Consider the following 20,830-nt stretch of genomic DNA (forward strand, 5'->3'; position numbering starts at 1 on the left):
GATAGCAACTCATCATACTGATATTTACATTTCTCACAACCATAACAATAAAATATACTTTTACTTTATTTTCAATATGTTACCAAATATACAAATACGTCAAGGCATTATTATGCCATCCACACCATGATTAATATTCATTATCATCAATATGTTACAGACACGTAAAAAAGAATGATTCTCAGTTATATTATGCGAATGAGAACAGATTGCATTATTTAAAATAATATCATCGATAATAGCCTCACCCTGATTCAGGGCAGCTATTATTCTGCCTCAGAATAAAGCATTACAGAAAAATAGGAATATCATGATGATATACTTATAAAATATCAAAAATGAATGAACAGCAGAATTCAGTTACCTATTCTGGCGATATTCTTCTTCGTCGTCATTGTTATTTATCCCCGATTCAACAAGGTTATTTCCCGTATTCTCCTCAAAAATCGTTTTCGGCAGGGTAAAACCCCGCAGTTTCAATAACACCAGCGGCCCTTTCCCGACTTCGGTCCGTAATATCCAGGTCAGCGCTAACCCCTCCGGCGTGGCAAAGTTCAGCCGGTAACGGCTTTCATCCACCATCTGCACTTGTGCCGCCTCCAGCCAGCGAATGAATCCCCACGCCCCCGGATAGTCGCCATACAGCCGCGCACCGCTATTCACCCCGGTCCAGGTCAGCGCCACCCCGGGATTATCCCCGTCCCCCGGCCAGCGTAAACGCTGCCAGCGCTCCATCTGGTTAAAGTAACGCAACTGCTGACTATCTATCGTCAGGTCCGTTTCCGCCACATCACCCACCGGTTTCGCCCGCAATTCAAACCGTATCCCCTCGCTGCCGTTAGCAAACAGCACATCCGCGACCTGACTCAGTTGATTTATCGCGGTTAAAAAGGCCGGGTTAACATGCAGTCCCTGACTGTTCACCTTATCCACCACCCAATACTTGCCCTCTTTATGCAGCACGCCGCCTAACTGATTGTGCAGAAACTGCTCTATCCGCCCGCTGTCGGCCCGAATAAACTGCCCCAGCATCGGCAGAGAGACCTCATTTTGCGCCGCCACGAATGGATAACGGCCGTCAAAGTCGGTCTGCCAGTCCGCCACTACCGCCGACTGCCATTGCGCATTCAGACTGGCCGCCGCCGGCTGTAACACCGTCTGCCACGCCTCGGTTAACGGTTGCACAAACACCGCCTGACCAAACCCGTTCCATTCCGCTCCCAGACTCGCCGCTATCAGGCTGCCATAGGTCCGCGTGTCCGTCAGTTCCACGCTTTTCCCCTGAAATACACTCTGTGCCAGCGCTTCCATCACCGCCGGGGGGTCATCGGTATTCGCCAGTTGTTGCAGCGCCAGACGCACCCGTGTCACCCGCGTCAGGAAGGTTTGCAGACTCAGTGACGGGTCCGCCGTCAGCCCGTTTTCCTCTGTGCTTTTGCCCATCAGCGCCAATAACGGGCCAAACGCGTTATCCAGTGGCCCCGGTGGAAGGCGGGTCGGGTCAATCACTGACGGTTTATTGTTCTGGAACAGGTTTTGTGCCGATTTCACCAGCGAATCCGCCAACGCCGTGCCCGGTTGCCCGGCTTCTCCCTGATAAGCCAGCGTATCCATCAGGGCAATCAACGGGGACTGGCGTACATCCGCCATCAGGGTTAACTGGTCGATGGTGTCGGACAGGTTATGGGTTTTATGCCAGCGCAGGCTATTAAGGAAGTTCAGCCATGCCCCGGCAAAGTCGGTAAAATAACGCGCTGTCAGCCGGGCTTTCAGCTCCGCCGGTGAAGCCGCCTTCGATATTGGCTGACGACCGTCACTGAGTACCCAGTCAATTTCTTCCTGTCGGGACGCCACCACCTGCGCTATCGCTTTTTGCACCTGACCTTCCCACGCCTGACGGGTAAACATCCCCGGCACCACCTGACGGCTGCTAAACAAGCGACTCGCCTCCGTAGCCCCGGTCATCTGCGCCAGGGTTAAATCCCGGTAACTGTGGGCCACCTGTTGCAGCATTTTCTGGTACAGCATCGTTTCCCCATGACGCTGCCCGAGCTGATTGAGCAATATCTGACGCACTTCACTGACCAGTTCGTTATCCACGCTGATTTTCCACTCCGGGTGGCGCGGTAAATTCTCAGCATAAAAAGTCAGTAATGCCTCGCCGCTGTTTTGCCACAGACCGTCCGTCACCCCGGCACGGTGCGGCCAGTCCGCCATCAATACCCGGCTCATCACCGCCGCATCCGCTTTCTCCGGCCGCGCCATCATCAGATACACTTTCAACTGGTTATACGCCGGTGTGATACGCTGATGACGCTGTGCACTGCCCGCCGGCAGGTTCACCAGTTCGGTCAGGCGCTGATGGAGCAACCGGGCAGCGGCATCACGTATCAGTTCGGCATTGTTGCGCTGATACACCGGCCACATCGCTTTCAACAAGGCTTCATTCTGATTGAACCCAAAACGGCTGTACCAGGGCGTGCCACGCGCTGACTGAGACTGCAACCGGTCAATCTCCCGTTGCAGCCCATGCTGACTCAGCAAACGGGCCGATACATCTCCCTGACGGTCACCGGCCGCGCTGAGGCGTTCACGGCTGACCGCTATCTGATGACGGTTAACCCCAAACGAGGTCACACTGCCAATTCCCCACAACGCTGCCAGCGCTATCACACCCCACTGCGCACTTTTCTCCCACGGAAAACCCACCGCCTGTCCCCGGCTATCACGCACCTGTTCCAGCACCCCATTCCAGCTGGCATCCACCAGCCAGCCATGCTCCACCATGCCTGACGGCACCGGCAGCGGTAAACTGAACGTCACGCCCGACAGCCTTATCGGCGGCCGCTCTAACAACGGCGTCAACTGCCCGACCAGACGTGTTACCCCCTTATCCCGCAAAGACTGCGCCAGTCGCAACAGAAAATCGTGACGGTTTTCCGCTATCGCCTGTTCCATGCCCCGGTTCGCCAGCGTGGGTATCAGGCTGTGCAGGCTCTGCGCCAGACTCTCAGGCGTACACTCTTCTGACAGAAAACAGCCCACGGTCTGGGTTGGCCGGTCGCGCTGGTCCCAGTTGCTGTGACGCACATTCCACACATACACCGGGGCCTGCCAGCCAAGCTGTTGTCCCTGTTTCTCCAGCATGCGCAACGCGGTCTCTATCTGCGTTCGCTGGCCGAGTTGCTCTTCGGTCATCACCCACACCACGCCATCCAGCGGACGACGGCGACGCAATTGGCGCAACGCCTGTAACTGCGCTTTATCCGGCTGTACCTGCAAACCGCCGCCCCACAGCAACAGGTGGTGCTCGCCTTCTTGCCAGTGCTGGGCGGTTAACCCGGGGGCAATGGCTTCTACTTGTTCCCGTTGTCCCATCACCAACAAAATACATACCCGCCGACGCCAAAGGGGGCCATAACGCCGACGAAGCTGATATTGCAACCGTTGAAAATAAAATGGCGCTTCTGAAAGTACAGCTTGCTCTACAGGCGGTTTAACCGCTACTTCCTGTACAGGCAGACGCTGTTTGTAATCACGAAAAAGATTCAACAGCCATATCACCCCCACCATGCTGATAATCCAGACAATTATTTTAATAGCCTGAGTAGATAACCCGAATCGATCGCCCCAGAAAGATAACAATCCGCCCAACACCAGTGCGATCAAACTGGTGACCAGACCCACCCCAAGATTGCGGGTAATAAAAGCTTTAAACATGGAAGTCCCCTGATGAAGTGACATTGTTTAGCGGGGAGACAGTCCCCAGTTGTAACGTGGCATGGTGCGCTAGCAGAAAAAGCTGTGGTGCCTGCTGGTACTCGGCCATTTTCATGGCGAGTGTTAATGCAAACCAATCCGCATATGGCCCTGATTTCCCAAGCCAATGGGGGACGAACTGCTGATCCTGTGTTGCCGACGCGCTCTGCTGTGCCGATGATGGCAAGGCTTTCAATCTCTGATTTAACCCAATTAACAGCCTATCTTTCTCCGGTGAGTCATCATCGTTGTACCACAGAGTCCCGGCAGTGATGGCAGGACGTTGATAACGCAGAAACTGGGCCATACTCTGCTCAGCCTCCGCGGCTACCGTCACCATTGGCCGATGCAGACAGCATTTTGCCGACAATTGAGAAGAGGACGGTGCCAGTAGCCAAACCACCGCGCCCTCACTGGTTGCCGCCGGCGTTTTATTGCCTTCCCAACACCATGTGATGACCAACAGCAATCCTTTGGTTTCCGTGGTCAACCAGTCGCTTATTTGATGGGTATAATCGGCTTTGAGTTTTACCGGGCCTTGTAGCTGAGACAAAGGCAGCCCCAGTTTTTTCCAAACCTGACAAAATTGCTCCCATACGACCGCTTCGGGACTGTCTAATGAAAAATAGACATTCACTTTATGATTAACCCCATGTGCTGCCAAACTACTGCGCACCGCTCCCAGTAAATTTTCAAACAAATTGAGATAATTGGAAAAAGGGGGCAATGCCAGTGCGCTATCGCCATTGACCAATACCGCCTTATCCGCCGGTGATGGCACTTCCGGTGGAAAAAACGCGCCATAATCCACAACCCGTATCGCCTGCGAAGCCCACGCTTGCCAGCGAGCCTCCTGCCAGGCGTTCTCTTGTATCAGCACTTCCGCCTGCTCCAATTCGACGCCGTAACGAAACAGTCGCCAACCGGCAATCACCCCGAACAGTGCGGTTATTCCGGCTAAAGCGACCAACGCATAAAGCAAGCTGGCGGGATCTTTAACCAGATACCAGAAACTGCCGACAGCAACCACGACAGCGAAACAAGCCAGACTGAACAGACGCCACCAAAGCGACCAGACTGGCGGTTCTGGCCGGTGTACGGAATAAGACTCCGGAATATCCCAAGCCATTATTATGATTCCCCTATTCCGGCTTTCGTCGTACTGGAAATGACATAACAACCGCATTGGCAAAGCGCTTTATCAAATGCGACCGGTTTACCATCAGAAATACATTGAGAATTAGCTTTAACAATACGATTAATACCATGCCCTTTCAGCGGACAACTGACTAAATCATTTAATAATGCGACTCTTTTACCTTCAATTTCGATAGAAGAGGAGGCGGAAATCACTTCACCGCCGCTACTGAGCTTATCGCCCAGGCGAATAACACCTTCAAACATCATGAACCCTATATCATTAACAATAAATTTTCACATTTTCAGCGCCATAATATTGTCGCCCTGATTATTCAACGCCGTTTGTAAAAGCGTTTTTATGACTTTTTTGCGATCATCGCTATCAATAAATTTCTTTGAGCATACGATGTCGATTTTCTTATTTAAATCGACCGTTATCAGCACACTATTTTCACGTTCCTCAACTCTTTTAACGCATTCATAAGGCAGAAAAATAGTTTTACTCAACGGGGTCAGCGTTAACAAAAAGCCCCCAGGTTTCTCTGCAAAGAAATAACGATCTTTTGTCTTACGATAAGAGAGATAACGTTCAGCAGCCATCATGATGCAAATACCACTCGCTCCCCTAATCAGCAATAAAATAGCGCCAAAACTCCAAATCCACGCGCTGTCCCGATACCTTTCCCGGATAAAATAGACCGCGGAATTTAATGGAAAGAAACAGGATGTAATAAAAGAGCTGATTTTCGCATATCTTGGCATTTTGAGAATAACCAACAGATTAGCCACTTCCAGAAAAATAAAGATCAGCATAAATATTAATATCTTATCGAGAAAACTCCGCTCTCGATAAGAGAGCCCAAGATAATTGAAATCAAATCCTGTTATAACAACCAACAAAAGCAAACATGTCGAGAGATTAATAACAAAACCTATCCAAACCATTTTATAGATCTGTGTCACGAAAACTCCTTGATTTACACAAAATTACAAACAAAACAAACTGCATAAAAATAGACAAAACTTCACCTTGGATAATTCATGACTGAATTTTCCAAAGACCGGTAATCTTTTAATATCTCTACGACTCAGCATAGATAATTCTGAAGACTATCTCATAAATTTTTATCTCCACTCGATTACTTAAATCAGTAATAGTAATAATTGCTTATAAAACAGTATTTATCCGGCAAGACTTCTTCACTGTTTCCAGGTGATGGATTAGCCCCTATTTCCTTAAGCCTTTTCTTGGTTAGTTTCTCAAGACTAATATCTTGCGGACTAGGAAAGCCCAATACTGAGAAAATATCCTGAGCCAATTTAATTGACTGCCACGGTTTTTTGATGCTCACAACGTATGAATAGACAGAAAATACCGCTGTAAAAAACATAAGCCATAAGGTAAAAATATCTGCTCCATCCCAAAAATTGCTGCCATCTGGAAAAAGAATAGTTCCCAAACAAATAGCAGCGATAAGAAAAAATATGCAGCAAGTATAAAAGACTTCATCCCATGCTTTTGATCGTATCCCTTTATTACACCAAGGAATAATAGAAATAGTTCTCAGTTCAGGCTTTGTCAGCGCATAAACAGCATAATGCTCTTCCTGTTCCATCACAACTAACTCGACATAATCACCTCTTTTTACTGTGGTCAACCCTAACCAACCATGAAAAGGGATGCCATTGATTTTCCCTTGCACAAAATGATAATCGCTAGACAACCTTATTTTAGTCTGTGAATTCACCGCAGACCAAGAGGTATTCCCCATCATCGCAAGCAATAGAGCGCCAAACTGTTCATTCTCCTCCTTACGAGCAAATTCCTCAGGAGCATATTCGCGTTCAGTAAAATAGCCTTTAACACAGAGCGTCTCGAATTCCTCCAATACACCACTCACTTTGATTAATGGTTTACGCGGGGGCAATTCTGGTAATGGTGGCTCTTTTGCTAATATTGCATCCAACTCAGGGATTTTTTCTTTTGTTTTTGCAATCTCCTTTTCTGCTTCTTCTCTGTCTTCTGGATGGCTTACTATCCAGTCAAGGTTTACTTCAATCCATGTATCAAGACTGCTTCTTTGACTTTTTATTTCTTCAAAGTCAATAGCACCTCTTAACATCTGACAAGTATTCATGAGATATCCTTAATTGCATCAGCAAAACTTTTACTTTGTTCTTCATAAAACCGATATCCTCTGCTCAATTACTTGAATCAGTAATAATAGTAATAGCTGGAGTAACAGCTCTTATCCGGCAAAACTCTTTCACTCTCTTTACCAGATTTCCCTGCCGGAGAATTAGCCTTCATTTCCTTCAACTTTTTCATCGTAAATTGATAAAGATTAATTTCCGTAGGATTAGGGAAATCCAATACCGTGAAAATCTCCTCAGCCAACCTAAATGTCGGTTTAGGTTTTCTCATACAGGAAAAATAGATTAACGGTGAAAAAACAATTGCCATCAAACCACAAAATAAAGAGGTATATTTTATATACAAAATAATATTTTCTCTGGTTTGCTCACTAAAAATTCCCCCTACCATGAAAGCAAAGAAAAGCACTAAAGAACCATACCAAGTGCCACGTATCTGATATTTAGCATTTGAGTGAATACCCTGTTTACAACGCGGGGTCATCGATATCACCCTTAATTCGGGATGGGCAATGGCATAAACCACATAGTGTCCCTCCTGCTCGGTTACTGCTAATTCAACGTAATCACCCGCTTTTGCTATAGTAAAACCTAACCAACCGTGAAATGGCACTCCATTAATTTTACCCCGGACAAAATCACAAACATCCCTTACCCTCACTTTGGTTTGCAAACTAACTGCCGCCGCTGAAGTATTTCCTGCCACTGCCATCAATAACCCTCCAAACAACTCTCGTTCTTCCTGACGGGCAAAAGCGGCCGGATCATATTCACGATCAGTAAAATAACCCATAACACAGAGTGTTTCGAGTTCTTCTAATACACCACTCACTTTGATTAACGGCTTACCCGGCGGCAATTCCGGTGGCGGTGGTTCTTTTGCTAATATCGCATCCAGTTCGGGGATTTTAGCTTGAAGTTCCTCAATCGCTTTTTCTTCCTCCTTTCTATCCTCAGGATAGCGCGGAATTATTATTTCTCGCTTAACCTTTACCGATATATCAATATCTTTTCTCTGACGTTTTATTTCATCAAAGTCAATAGCTTCTTTATAAGGACGATAAGTACTCATAAGCCGTCCTTAATTGCTTCAAAAAAACTTTTACGTTGTTCCTCACACAACTTATCTTTCTGTGATTCAGGGTAAATCCATTGCGTGGATTGCAAATTTTTCGCTGGCTCCAAACCAAAAACACAACTTCTGCACCATTTTTGTAAGTCATTATCAGAAAAATATATCACTAATACTTCAACCACAAAAATAACGAGCATCACTCGCCAATTACATAGCAAAACAAAATATTCCCACACCAAAAGCCTTGATACTCCTCTAACTAGTAAACTTTCAGTTGAAATTAATGCCCTATTAATTAAGATTTCTAATAAACCATTTAATGCTGCTGTGAGTTGCGCAAAATCATAAGCCACTTTAAGACCGTAAAGACCAATAAACTGCCAGCGTCGTCCATTCCACAATTCAGATCCCAACTCACTGATATCTACTCCAAAATTTAATGCAGCAGAAACCGTCCCTGCATTCGTCCCAATAAACTTAATCGTGTTGGCAGCAGCTATATTTTCTATGCCGTGCTTAACCATCGGCTCCACAATCTCCATTGCCGTACTCAATGTACTTAAAAACGCGGCGGTCACCTGGGCCTGGCCCTTGACACCCCCTTTACTCTCTTTTAACTGATTGGCATATTCCAACCCATTAAAAAATAGTGCCAATAACTTAATCCGGGATTTTTTTAAAACTGGTTCACCTTCGGCACTTTGGGCGAATTCTTTAAACCTATCGTTATAACCATTTTTCGTTTCAAGACGAGCTTTTGCTCCTGATTCCTTAAGTTGCTTCAACACCTGACGCCGGAATAGATCACCCTCTTGAAGCTGCGATACCGATAGTTTCACCGCCCTGCCAAAAGACACACCTGAAATCACCGAGAATAGACTTTTACTCAACATTTCATTGGTGCTATTTAGCACTTTCCCTAAGCGGGTAAAATTAAAGAACCGGTCACCCAGCGTGACCAGCCGCCGGTCACTGTGTAACATCGCCCGGGCAAAGGTACTGTCGGATTTGGGCGGCTTTTCCAGTGCTTCATTCGCTTTATCGTAGGCTTCAACCAGTTTTCCACTCAGTGTCGTTACCGTCTTCATAAACACTGAAATGTCCGCCGGTTTTTCATTCCCCTTATTCAACTGCATCTTCTGTAAAAACCCGTCCATCTCTTTCATCACTTCCGGGTTATTCAGCAATAACGAGCGCCAGACAATATTTTCTGGTGACAGCGCAGAATATTCGTCAATTAAAGCATCTAAATAGGCACAACCGGTTTCGGTCACGTTAAGCGAAGCGATGGCATAATCCACGGCCTCACGATAATTGAGATTGTCCTCCAGTCGGGTGGTATGAAAATCCTGACAACAGGTGATAAACCCACTCTGTTTCAGCCAACTCACCCTCAACTGGGCCAGTTGCTCCAGTTCCTTCGCCACGTCGGTGCAAAGATCGGCATAACATTGATTAAATGCCTGTCGTTTAGCCAGATTCAGCTCTGCGGTATATTTTTTCCAATCGTGGGCAAAGGTTTTCTTATCCGATTCGATGGCGTGACGAATTGAATCCTCTCTGCGTTTTTCCCACTCCTGAATTGACAAACCCGTAGAGGCCGCCAAAATGGCATCCTTTTCTTTATCCGGCTTTTTGAAATGTGTGGTGTGCATTTGACGCAACTGATTCTCCGCCCCATTCAGTGAACTGTCGGTCATAAACTCAATCGACAATTCATCCAAAAAGGTTTTATGCGCCCCGGCGATATCATCACCCCAGCCCGCTAATTCATGCGCTATTCCTATCGGATCATGCAACGCGATTAACACCGGCGATACCGGCGTGCCATCTTTTGCCAGCCCCCGCTTTTGCATCGCTCTGACCGTAATGTCCGCACATCCCGCTCGCTTGCTACTCCACGGATATAAGGTGCTCTTCGGTCTCAACGCACCGTGATAAACTTCGTAGTAGGGCGCTTCTTCTAATGTCCGGCTGATACGCGACACTTTCCGGTTACAAGGCAGAACATATTTGCCGGAATCATTGTCACCCAGACCGTAATCGATGACGGTATTCAGGTTTTCTACCGTCGCCTGAGCAATCCCCACCCCTTCCGGTACCCCGCGCCATTGCCACGGTTTCACGCACTGCATCCGCTTTTCCCGCGCTGCGCGGTTGTTGTGATAATACTCGATGGTCTCCCAGCTCCACGCCGAAGGTGTAAAAGCCAGCCAGGTCTCCTGGCGCAAGGCAATATCCCTTAGCGCAATAAATTCCATATTGGCATTCAAATGATTCGGCGCACGGCAATCTGAGGTTTTCTGAGGAGAGACACCAAAAGGCGCACTAAACTGTTGCCACAGCGCACCATCTTCGCTAACGCTCCAGGCATCCCAACTCTCCGGCTCATCTAATCCGGCATTAGTATAATAGACATACAAAAACCCCTGCCGTAAGGCACGCAGCGCATAATGATAGCCCGGAGCCGCCGATTCTAGCGTTTCTGCCCACGTCGGCAAGGTTTCCGAAACATTATCAGGCACCACGGTATAGCGCACTGGCAGCAGTGCCGGCCCGATGGACTCACATGTCCAACATAATGATTCATTCATCACAATATCTCCTGGTTCTTTGAGGGAATAATGGCAGGATTGGCATAACAGCAGTCACGAGCCAATGCTGACCATGCTTCTACTGTCAGTCTGACGGTGCGCTCGGCATAACCTTCATCGCTATCACCGCCTTCATTGGATAACAACGACTGTATTCGGGGGTGTAGATCTATCTCCGGGTGGTAAAGCAGACCATGCAATGCACAGGATTCCAGATCTTGTGCCATATCAAAGGCGTAGCGTGCTGTCACCCGACGCAGCAAGGCCAGCATAATATGCAGGGATTCCCGTTCTGTTCGACGTAACTGCTCGCGATGTGCCTGACGATATCGGCGCAGTGCCCGATTCATCGGCCCTGACCAGGCCATTTCTTCTACCTGTTCCGCTGTCAATGACAGTGAAAAGATGTACAGTTCCTGAGCAGACTCGGCATTGTCCCGGTGCAGTAACTGACCGTCGCCGTCAATCAGATACCAGTCTGTCAATGGCCCCAACAAACGCGAGCGTTGCCAGCTATCCAGTACCGGCCAAAAGGCATTATTGACCGCCGGATCATAAAAGCGCAGCATGACCTGCGGTTGAAATGAGACGGACTGCACCGCCATCATCCCGATATGGTGTGCAATCGTGGAGACCGGGCTGGCACTGAACAGCCAGCCACACACCATTCGCCCACGCCCGGCTATCAACTCCGCCGGATCAGCTTCCTGCAACGCCTGCGTGACGCTCAGCGCCAGCAGTTCAGCATCCTCAGAACGATTGATATCCAATGGCACCAGCCAGGGCGAATAGCGGGATTCGAAATGATGATGCTTTATCTGCGTCGGTATGGCCGCCGGCTGATGATTCAGGATTGCCGCCGGTAATCGCTCTTCCTGTCGGTTTTTGAGAAAAACCGCCGGGTCAACCAGTAAAAAACCGTGGCCGTCATGCTGAGTCAATGCCATACGCAAGTCAGCCAACAAACCGGTTTGCCGTCTGGTTTCAGCCTCGGGAGAAAAATCGTAATCTACTGTCAGTGGAATAGTTGTTTCTATCATTGTCTACACCTCATTTTTTCGTTACACCATCTTGATTACCCATCATCCGCTCTGCCGTTGACGCACAACGCTCAGGTAACGTCAGGTCTGAACTCTGACTCACCGGGCCGTTTTTCTGCAAAATGTCACACTGGAAGCGGGCATTTTTAGGGCCGGCAAAGGAAATATGCCCGTCTTTCAGCGAGATATAAGCCCCGCCACACTCCAGACGCAGTTCCGTTTTCGCCGAGACGGTCACGCGATCCTGCTGACTTGCCAGTGTCAGCGCCTGTTGAGCCAGCACCTCTATCGCGTCAGTCTGTGCCTGAATCTCTACCTTGCCGGAAGCCGCCAGCAGCTTTAGGCCCAAAGTTCGGGTGAACAAACTCAGGCCATTCCCCACCGCCAGCCGGAATTTCTTCATGATGCTCATATCCGCATCACAACCGACGGTGGTTATCAGGTTCTCCCCGGCGGAGAACTGCAAATTGCCCGGGGTCACCTGAGCAATACCTGAGGGCGCAGAAAGTAAGAGTGCTCGCTGTTGCAACGCTTTAAGGGTTTCATTCATAAAAGCGGCCTGCGTTTCAATATCAGCCAGTTCCGCTTTCGCCGCCTCAGCGGCATGACGCAACCCCGCTGCGGTCTGAAACGCCGCATCCAGTTCAGCCAGCGCCCGCTGCATATCTAATTGCTCGCCCGAGGCTTTAATCTGCTGATCGGCGCTGATAAACAGCCCTTTCCCGGCCCGGATCGTCCCCCAGTCGTCGGTACGTAACTCAAACCCTTCGCCGCGCTTATTGGGATGGGGCCGCTGTCCATCCACCAGATGGCCGAGATTGAGCTGGCTTTTCCCGCCATATTCGGTGCTCAGTTTGATGTGCTCTTTGCCGCGCTCGTCATCCATGCGCAGTTTGTTGTTGGCCGGTGTGCGCAGCACGTTGCGTTTGTAGTTGTAGAGAGTCACATGATCTTCATGCCGGGAATCATGCAACGCATAGGCGATGTAGGGCCGATCCGGATCCCCCTGCTCAAACGCGATCGCCACTTCGGTTCCCTGAATCAGCGGCCAGTGAAAACCGTGAGTTTTACCGGCATACGGGCGGGCTAAACGTACCCACAGGCTTTCTCCCCCCAACGGCCATTCATCCAGGTCAAAATCAAATTTGACGCGGTAACGACCCGTGGTGTCGATATGGCTGTAGGTGCCGTTCGACCAGTTGCTGGTCACCCGCGCCGGAACTGTGCCGGCAATCACCGGCCGTTCCCGCAGCGCCGGTCGGTAACTCAACACTTCGCTGTACGGAACACCGCTAAAACTGACCAGATAGTTGCTGTCACGCCGGGCGCTGCTGTGCATGGCGACAATCAACACCCCCGCTTTTCCTACCCCTGCCGGTCGCTCTCCGTCGAGCTCCAGCACTAAGCCGGGGACCAGCATCGGGGAGGAACTTTTGCCGCTGATCCGGTGCTGCTGGTACAGGTTGCGCTCGTGATGTAAACGGGCATAAAATCCTGCGGTTTCCGGTACCGGTTGGATCTGTTCTCCCTTTTCAAGAAAGTTATCACCATAGCGGTATACTTCACCGACCACGGTGCTATCCCGATCTCGTGCCACCTGATATTGCAGGTCATTGCCTGCTTCCCGGTAGTTGTAGTCCCGCACCTTCACACCTTGCGTCACTACCTGATGTTCCACGTGCAAATCCCACACCGAATCACGATCGTTGTGATTCATGCCCGCCGGGTCACGTAACGGTAAACGCACGTCGTACTGATAGTTGCGCTGGTTATCCCCGAACCGCACCACTTCAATCCCCAGACGACTGTCCATCTCGAAGCAATACCAGATCCCCACGGCCGCCAGAATGCGCTGGATAAAGTCCAGATCGCTCTCCTGCCACTGCACCACCAGTTCCCGCTTCGGGTAATCCCGCACCAGCGTGAACAGAAAATCCTGCCCGCGAAATTCGTGTCGTTCACGCAGGATCTTTTCCACAATCTCCGGCACTGACTGGTGCTGGTAAATCCCACAGCGCCGGGTGTGGCGCAGTAACGCCAGATAGGGCTCCAGACAGACCTGATAGCGCGTTTCATCCGCCGAGGTGGTAAGCCGGTTAAAACGGGTGATGACGCCGTGTACTTTACGCACCTGCTCCGGGTTTTCCGGTGCCTGCAAGATAAATGTGGCGGATTTGTTCAACATCACCGCCGGGTCGATATCCCGGGTCGGGCTGGTGAAATCAATGGTATAGCAATAAGGGGCGCACAGGCGCTCTTCGCCGGTGAAGCTGAATACGTCCAGTTCAGCATGGCAGCGCCGGACTTCAAGCCGGTAGCGGGCATGGCCCGGCAGCACAGCTTGACTCGCCTTAAGCTGACGGGCGCGCAGCATTTTTCTATCCATCATGGGTTTTCCTCGCTATCCAATGAAGCGACCGGTTCAGCATCGGTAAAAGCAAGGGTGATACCCTCTTCTTCGTCGAAGCCCAACGTCACGCCAGCAGGTTTATTGTGATGGGCCAGACGTTCCAGCAGTGCCTGTGATAACACCGGTAAAATTTGCTGGTTAAGCAGGCTGTCGATATTGCGTGCTCCACTGTCCGGCAACAGACAAGCATTCACTAAGATGTCGCACAGGCTGCTTTCCACCGTGCAAGTCAGGCCATAATGGCTATGAAGACGCCGAGTCACTTGTTCCAGTTTGATTTCAACAATGCGTCTGAGTGCACCAGCCTGTAACGGGCGGTAAATCACGGTCTGAAAGCGAGCCAACAGAGCTGGCTGGAAGTGATCACGAAGCATCGGATGTAACAGCTCATGCAATACGGCGTTCGGGGCATCAGGTTGTTGTGCCAATAACGCCATCAGTTGATCACTGCCCAGATTAGAGGTCATTAAGATTACGGTATGACGAAAATCGATCTCGCGCCCTTCGCCGTCGCGCATAAAGCCGCGATCAAATACCTGATAGAACAGGTTAATGACGTCACGATGGGCTTTTTCCACTTCATCCAACAGCACCACACTATACGGGCGTTTACGTACCGCTTCCGTTAAGATCCCCCCCTGACCATATCCGACATAACCGGGCGGTGAACCTTTAAGCTGAGATACCGTATGCGGTTCCTGATATTCCGATAGGTTGATAGTGATCAGCGAACGCGCTCCACCAAACAGGTTATCCGCCAATGCCAGCGCGGTTTCGGTTTTCCCTACGCCACTCGGCCCAACCAACAGGAATACGCCCAATGGCCCCTGTTCCGGCGTCAATCCTGTTTTAGCAGCACGTAAACGTTGGGCGATTTCCCGTAGCGCCGCCTCCTGACCAACAACCCGTTCCCCTAAATGCTGTTCTAAATGCAGCAAACCGGTCTGTTCGTCTTTCAACAAGCTACTCAGTGGAACACCGGTCCAATCAGCAATCACCGTTGCTACAGAACGCACATCAACATCCGACGAGAGTAACGGCTGCCCTTGCTGTCGTGTCGCCAGTTGCTGTTGCAACCGGGCTATATCACCCTGCCGACTGATATCCTGCCGGGCATCGAGCAACTGTTGCGTGAGCTGTTTTTCCTGTTGATACTGTTTATCCCGCTGTTGTTGTTGCCGATACAGTTCATGACGTTGCATTTCAATTTGTGTCAAACGGTCTGAGTGATGGCATTGCCCCAGTGCAATATCTTCCAGTATCGCCTGTTGCTCTATCTCAAGTGCGGTCAATTGGGACTGGAGTTGCGTCAACGCCTCCGGTACCGTATCCAGGCTCATCCTGACTCGCGCACTGGCGGTATCCAACAGGTCTACCGCTTTATCTGGAAGCTGTCGGCCAGTCAGGTAACGACGAGATAAAGTGACAGCGGCTTTCACCGCATCTTCCTGAATATGTACACCGTGATAACGGGCGTAACGCGCTTTCAGTCCACGCAGCATCAGGCAAGCTGTCTCATCATCCGGTTCATCGACTTTGATCGTCTGGAAGCGTCGCTCCAGTGCCGCATCCCGCTCAAAATACTGTTTGTATTCCGACCAAGTAGTAGCGGCAATCGTGCGTAATTCTCCCCGTGCCAGCGCAGGTTTTAGCAAGTTAGCCGCATCAGCGCCCCCTGCCTGATTACCGGTGCCAATCAGTGTGTGCGCTTCATCAATAAATAGCAGAATGGGGGCAGGTGACTGTTGCACCGCTTCAATGACGTTTTTCAATCGCTGCTCAAATTCGCCTTTTACCCCCGCGCCTGCCTGCAACAAGCCGAGATCCAGCATCCGCACGCTGACGGTTTTTAGGCTGTCAGGAACATTGCCCTCAATAATACGCAGTGCCAATCCTTCCACCAGCGCGGTTTTCCCTACCCCCGGTTCCCCCACCAGAATTGGGTTGTTTTTACGCCGACGCGATAGGATGTCGATCATCTGGCGGATTTCGCGGTCACGACCAAATACCGGATCAATGCCACCCTCAGCGGCTCTGGCTGTGATATCCAGCGTGAATTTGTCCAATACGTTCTGCAAAGCCGATGATAATGGTTGGGGATTAAGCGCATATTTATCTGGGTCGCTACCCGCAATTTCAGCGATTGATCCATCCGCCGTCAGACACGCCGCTATCTGTATCTCCGGGCGCTCATCCGATTGTTGATCCAGCAACGGGCGCAAACATTGTAGTTGCGTCACACTCAAGTTGAGTAACGGCCAGCTATGATGAATACGCAACCAAGCCGGTTGGCCGCGCAACACCTGCAAAAGATGCACCGAACGGATAGATTCGTTACCCTCTTCCAGAGAAGCAATACACCAAGCAACCTGTAACAAACTACACAGATCGCTTGATAACCGCGGGCGTTGGTTGATGCTATGTGGTAAACGGTTAATTGTAGTCAGCAACGACTGCCATAACGCATCCATATCCCACGCATAACGTCGAGCAATCACCGTAATATCGCCTTCACCACCCTCAAGCAGCTTGAGCAACCAGTGTTCCACCGTGATTTCAGCATGTGCCCGTGTCTGGCAAAATGCAGCAGCAGCTTCCAATGCCCGTGCGCAATAAGAATTTAAGCGGCACAATAGTGCGGTACATACGGTATCCATATTAAAGTCCCAGTTGTCATTGAGAGGTTAGGCGGCATTCAACAAATGCCCCCATTCTCAGGTAAAAATTTATCTGTCTGGCGAGGTTTTCCCAGCCAGTTCTATGTTTAACCAACACTTCATCCGCTGAATTAAAAGAGTTGTTTAAAAGAGTTGCCATACCCGCGTATGGCAGTCTGTTAGCGTGTTAGGTCTGATTGCGCTCATGCCAAACATCAGAGTGCATGGTGTTGACGTCCTCATCAGCCCTAGTGATTTTCTGGTCGTTGGCAGGCGATCACGCTCGGCGGCATCAGACTGATTTCAACCCTACGATTAACAGCACGCCCCACTGCGGTTGTATTGGTGGCAATCGGCTGCGTTGCTCCTTCACCTTTTACGACAAAGCAAGTCGGCGATACATCACTGGTTTGTAATATCCAATCTCGTACTGCTTTTGCCCGCGCTAGTGATAGCTCGCGGTTTTTTACGGCATCACCGGTTGAATCAGTATGACCCGTTATCACCACCATCCACTCCGGTTTAGCTTTAATCTCGATCAATGCGTTCACCAACACTTTGGCTGCTTCTGGCTTAAGACGTGACTGTCCAACGTCAAACAGTGACATGCTGCTCAGGTTCAATGTCTGTGGCAACGGCTTGCCACTCTTCAGTACAGGAGGCGAAGATACCGGTAACACCGCATGGTTGATCACAGTCATCAGTGGCGTATAAAGGCGATCACCTAAATAGAGCCCTAACCCTAAACGCACCGGTTCGCCATCACGTTGATATTTTTCCAGCAACGTCGCATCACGCTTAAGTTGATGGTAAGCCTGAACTTTTGCACCACTATCTTTCACGCCAACGACCTGATAATGCTGTAAATCACTGCGTATCTGGCGGAACAGACGCAAGTTGTTCCAGGCACAGGAGGCCAACGCCAGACAGGTAAATCCGCTCAGTAGGCCGATGCCCCAGATGACCGCTCGTCGGTGCGGTGTATGACCAACATGATGTGGCAACAGGCGTAACATGGCATCGGGAAATGGCGATACGTTCACCGCCTCAGCAATGCTGTGGCTAATGCGGGGTAAAGTGGTACGATCGACCAGCCATTTTGTCCATAAGCTGTCTGCCTGTGGCGTTTGTGGCAAAAACGTCAGTGCCATTGCTATCGGGTAACAAGGCCGACTGACCAGCTCCTGGGATCGGCATTCGTTCAAGATATTTTCTACCATCCAGCGTTGCCATGCCGCCGCCACAATCGTTTGTTGTAAACGTGCGACGCGTTGCTGTGCATCTCCTTCGGTCAACCAGATATTCATCCCAACAGCGGCGTGTTTTTCTCCCCATACCGTCATTGTCGCGCTATCTGCCTGTAGCTCGAACCACGGGCTGATATCGCCATCAAGATAGCTGGCGATCAATACCGGTGTATGACAAGCGGTCAGTTGAGCAACACGATCAACCTGATAGCGAAATTCCCTGATCTTTGCCGCCATCACCGCGTGATCCCATTGCTGTTCAGGAAAGAGTGTTAATAACACGCTGATCTGCCTACACCAATCAGGTCTGGCGGCAATAATCGCTTCTACCAGCGTACTCATCTCACTTTGTTTCGGCACACAGATAAAACAGCCCTGTGGCGTGAAGCGTACAAGTTCTCCCGCAAACAGGGTTGCCACGCTATCTCCGCAGGTTAGCACCACAGGCTGGTGCCACGAAGCAGCGGGCAATGCCGCCAGCAAACGGTAAACACTGGCCTGATGGGATATTTCAAGTGTGGTACGCCTCACCCACCACCAAGCCATCACCGCTACCATCGAGATCACAGCCAACCACAATGCAACTGACACATTCCCTAACGGGAAGAAAAACAGACACAACAGCGCCGCCAGAACACCCGCTAAAAGCCACAACGCTCGTTTTAATACGCAACTCAATGTGTCCTCCTTAGCCTTACCTAACAGACAAATATTGCTGAAGGTAGAGACGCAGACCGCACCACACCAAAGTTATTCCGGCTACCGCCAAGCATCCCCAAAACCACGGAGAGCGTGCACGCCAATATTGGCCCTGATGACGGTCTGCATTGACGCGTATCATCTGATGGGGCTGCACCGCCATTACCCCGGCACGATCAGTCAGGACATCCAGTAATGACTGGCGTTCCTGAGAAATCTTTTCCAAGTCACCGCCCTGAAAGCCCAATGCCAATACGCGCTGGAAACCCGCTAATACCAGCAGAGAGGGTTGTGGTTGATCCAGCACGTGACGTATACGTTCAAACAGCCGTTCTCCTGCATGGTTGCTATTGCAAAATCGTGTCTGCAACGGCGTTTTCGACCAAGTTTCATAGCCATGATCCCGCTCAGGGCGTCTGAGTACGGTTTCATCCAGCAATGCACACAAGGCATAGATGATGTGAGCCATGTTCTCTTCGCTGATGCCACTTGCACTTAATTGCTGCCGTGCCGCATCTATCAATTCAACCCCTTTTTGATATAACGCCTCACCGTACATCGATTTATCACCGCTTTTTAGCGCAATCACTAGCATCCCAATGTCGAGCATCAGGTCATCAATTGAAATCTCTTTGTTCATAGATCCTCCTCAAGGAAACCCGCGACTTTAGTCACGGGTTATTTACGAACGTAACACCGCAAACAGTTCTAACTGAACGCCCGACAAGGTACCGGGCACATAGAAGGCGCAACTTCCCGCCTCCAACATGGCTTTAGCGACTGGATTATTTAGATCAAAAGCAAAATATTGGTTTTCCAACCGCAACGGGATCGCCGCCGGTACATGGCTAAGCGGATGTAAAGGAATGCCGCTCAGTGACAAGTTAATCAGCCGCTCAACATCATCAGGTGCCCCGACTTTGCACAGTTGCGGAAACTGGGTTTGTAGCAGGTGCGCTGGCATCGACGATCGCACTGAGAGATAGAAATCGGCCTCTTCGCACAATCGTCTATCATGAAGTGATGCTCTCCACTGATTTTCACGCACCACTTCCAGTTCAATCGAAATGACTCTTGATGGCAGACTCGCCTCAAGTAATGTACTAATAAGCCGGATCAGTGGCGGGAAAACGTCACTTAACTGGTCGTGTTGATAATCAGGGATCGCATCGAGATCGCTCTCCAGAGAGAACGTTAGTAACGCCCCCGCTAACTTCACCAGTTCACGGTAGATAATTTCCGGGTGCAGTGCAGGGGCAGCGTTAAAATTATTCAACACCGGTTCATAACTGTTAAGCGCATTCAACAACCAGAACAGCGATACATCCGCAACAGCAAAGTCTGCCATGCGTTGATGACTTTCACGGCGCATTCCCATCAGGCGGGTACGCTTAGCACGTAGCTGAGTCAGCAACAGATCAAGCTGCTCTAGCAGTGGCGGATGGGCAGCAAAAGAGAGCAATGGCGGAACAAAACGGTCATCCAGCATCCAACCGCTTTGTCCGTCACGCACCAGACGCGCCAATGGACATGTCAGATAAGCCTCATTCTGATCATGTTGAAAGCGTAGGGAAATGGCATGGCGTTCAACCGCAATGGATTCACGTCCATTGCCATATCTATCCTGAATTTCGACCCATTCCTGCTGATAACGTAGCGGCGGTTGTCCCGGCCCCACACTTTCACTACTCTGACGGCAATTGCCACCATTGGCGTGCTCCAGCGGTAGCGCCAGTAATACCTCAACAGCACGCATATCCGCCGACGCCACCTGCTGTAAATCGCAGACCGCAGGCAGATTGTCAGCATGATCAGTATCAATCAGCGTCCCATCCGGTAAACGGGCTTTGAGGTGCTGAACTTTCAGGCGGTTTAAGCGCAGTGCCTCCTGATCAAACCGAATATCAAGCACTCCCCAGGGGTGAATCAGCCCCAGATGCGCAATACAGTTGTTGGTCAATGCCTCCCAACGCGCTTGTTGCTGAAATTGTTGAGGGGCTAAAAAGGCGTCTTCAATCCAGAGAGGACGTAGAATTTTCATCATAACTCCCAATA

At 50.1% G+C, this 20,830-nt stretch carries 13 protein-coding genes; all 13 read right to left on the minus strand.

Going from position 1 to position 20,830, the window contains the following annotated elements; genetic code table 11:
- Positions 1-360 precede the first annotated feature (360 nt).
- Complete coding sequence (locus PluTT01m_RS21605; RefSeq protein WP_011148315.1) at positions 361-3,720, minus strand: ImcF-related family protein; 3,360 nt, start codon at positions 3,718-3,720, stop codon at positions 361-363.
- Positions 3,713-4,888 (minus strand): hypothetical protein, encoded by a 1,176-nt coding sequence (locus tag PluTT01m_RS21610; RefSeq protein ID WP_011148316.1) that lies wholly within the window; start codon positions 4,886-4,888, stop codon positions 3,713-3,715. Before PluTT01m_RS21610 ends, PluTT01m_RS21605 begins: the two co-directional genes overlap by 8 nt.
- Before the next feature lie 2 nt (positions 4,889-4,890).
- Positions 4,891-5,166 carry a PAAR domain-containing protein gene (locus PluTT01m_RS21615; RefSeq protein ID WP_011148317.1) on the minus strand — a complete coding sequence of 92 codons (276 nt, stop codon included), beginning with the start codon at positions 5,164-5,166 and terminating at the stop codon, positions 4,891-4,893.
- 27 nt (positions 5,167-5,193) lie between these two features.
- Positions 5,194-5,862, minus strand: a complete 669-nt coding sequence (locus PluTT01m_RS21620; RefSeq protein ID WP_011148318.1) for a hypothetical protein — start codon at positions 5,860-5,862, stop codon at positions 5,194-5,196.
- Positions 5,863-6,047: 185 nt separating this feature from the next.
- Positions 6,048-7,037 (minus strand): putative type VI secretion system effector, encoded by a 990-nt coding sequence (locus PluTT01m_RS21625; RefSeq protein ID WP_011148319.1) that lies wholly within the window; start codon positions 7,035-7,037, stop codon positions 6,048-6,050.
- 77 nt (positions 7,038-7,114) lie between these two features.
- Positions 7,115-8,125, minus strand: a complete 1,011-nt coding sequence (locus tag PluTT01m_RS21630) for a putative type VI secretion system effector (protein ID WP_011148320.1) — start codon at positions 8,123-8,125, stop codon at positions 7,115-7,117.
- Positions 8,122-10,722, minus strand: a complete 2,601-nt coding sequence (locus tag PluTT01m_RS21635; RefSeq protein ID WP_011148321.1) for a T6SS effector BTH_I2691 family protein — start codon at positions 10,720-10,722, stop codon at positions 8,122-8,124. Before PluTT01m_RS21635 ends, PluTT01m_RS21630 begins: the two co-directional genes overlap by 4 nt.
- A complete protein-coding gene (locus PluTT01m_RS21640; RefSeq protein ID WP_011148322.1) occupies positions 10,722-11,762 on the minus strand; it encodes a DUF4123 domain-containing protein in 1,041 nt (346 codons plus the stop codon). The genes PluTT01m_RS21635 and PluTT01m_RS21640 overlap by 1 nt, the downstream gene beginning before the upstream one ends.
- Before the next feature lie 10 nt (positions 11,763-11,772).
- Positions 11,773-14,151 carry a type VI secretion system Vgr family protein gene (locus PluTT01m_RS21645; protein WP_011148323.1) on the minus strand — a complete coding sequence of 793 codons (2,379 nt, stop codon included), beginning with the start codon at positions 14,149-14,151 and terminating at the stop codon, positions 11,773-11,775.
- A complete protein-coding gene (tssH, locus tag PluTT01m_RS21650; RefSeq protein ID WP_011148324.1) occupies positions 14,148-16,829 on the minus strand; it encodes a type VI secretion system ATPase TssH in 2,682 nt (893 codons plus the stop codon). The genes PluTT01m_RS21645 and tssH overlap by 4 nt, the downstream gene beginning before the upstream one ends.
- Positions 16,830-17,077: 248 nt before the next feature.
- The gene (locus PluTT01m_RS21655) at positions 17,078-18,754 is read right to left on the minus strand and encodes an OmpA family protein (protein WP_011148325.1); all 1,677 of its coding nucleotides are present in this window, start codon (positions 18,752-18,754) and stop codon (positions 17,078-17,080) included.
- A gap of 16 nt (positions 18,755-18,770) precedes the next feature.
- Positions 18,771-19,415, minus strand: coding sequence for a type VI secretion system protein TssL, short form (tssL, locus tag PluTT01m_RS21660; RefSeq protein ID WP_011148326.1), 645 nt, complete (start codon positions 19,413-19,415; stop codon positions 18,771-18,773).
- 42 nt (positions 19,416-19,457) lie between these two features.
- On the minus strand, positions 19,458-20,816 hold the full coding sequence (gene tssK / locus PluTT01m_RS21665) for a type VI secretion system baseplate subunit TssK (protein ID WP_041380387.1): 1,359 nt from the start codon (positions 20,814-20,816) through the stop codon (positions 19,458-19,460).
- Between the last annotated feature and the right edge of the window lie 14 nt (positions 20,817-20,830).

Origin of the sequence: Photorhabdus laumondii subsp. laumondii (genome assembly GCF_003343245.1) — a bacterium.
Classification (GTDB): Bacteria; Pseudomonadota; Gammaproteobacteria; order Enterobacterales; family Enterobacteriaceae; genus Photorhabdus; species Photorhabdus laumondii.

Coding starts and splice junctions, on each gene's coding strand:
- PluTT01m_RS21605 (WP_011148315.1), bottom strand. CDS start 3,720: ATGTTTAAAGCTTTTATTACCCGCAATCTTGGGGTGGGTCTGGTCACC.
- PluTT01m_RS21630 (WP_011148320.1), bottom strand. CDS start 8,125: ATGAGTACTTATCGTCCTTATAAAGAAGCTATTGACTTTGATGAAATA.
- PluTT01m_RS21640 (WP_011148322.1), bottom strand. CDS start 11,762: ATGATAGAAACAACTATTCCACTGACAGTAGATTACGATTTTTCTCCC.
- tssH (WP_011148324.1), bottom strand. CDS start 16,829: ATGGATACCGTATGTACCGCACTATTGTGCCGCTTAAATTCTTATTGC.
- tssL (WP_011148326.1), bottom strand. CDS start 19,415: ATGAACAAAGAGATTTCAATTGATGACCTGATGCTCGACATTGGGATG.
- PluTT01m_RS21615 (WP_011148317.1), bottom strand. CDS start 5,166: ATGATGTTTGAAGGTGTTATTCGCCTGGGCGATAAGCTCAGTAGCGGC.
- PluTT01m_RS21610 (WP_011148316.1), bottom strand. CDS start 4,888: ATGGCTTGGGATATTCCGGAGTCTTATTCCGTACACCGGCCAGAACCG.
- tssK (WP_041380387.1), bottom strand. CDS start 20,816: ATGAAAATTCTACGTCCTCTCTGGATTGAAGACGCCTTTTTAGCCCCT.
- PluTT01m_RS21625 (WP_011148319.1), bottom strand. CDS start 7,037: ATGAATACTTGTCAGATGTTAAGAGGTGCTATTGACTTTGAAGAAATA.
- PluTT01m_RS21635 (WP_011148321.1), bottom strand. CDS start 10,722: ATGAATGAATCATTATGTTGGACATGTGAGTCCATCGGGCCGGCACTG.
- PluTT01m_RS21645 (WP_011148323.1), bottom strand. CDS start 14,151: ATGATGGATAGAAAAATGCTGCGCGCCCGTCAGCTTAAGGCGAGTCAA.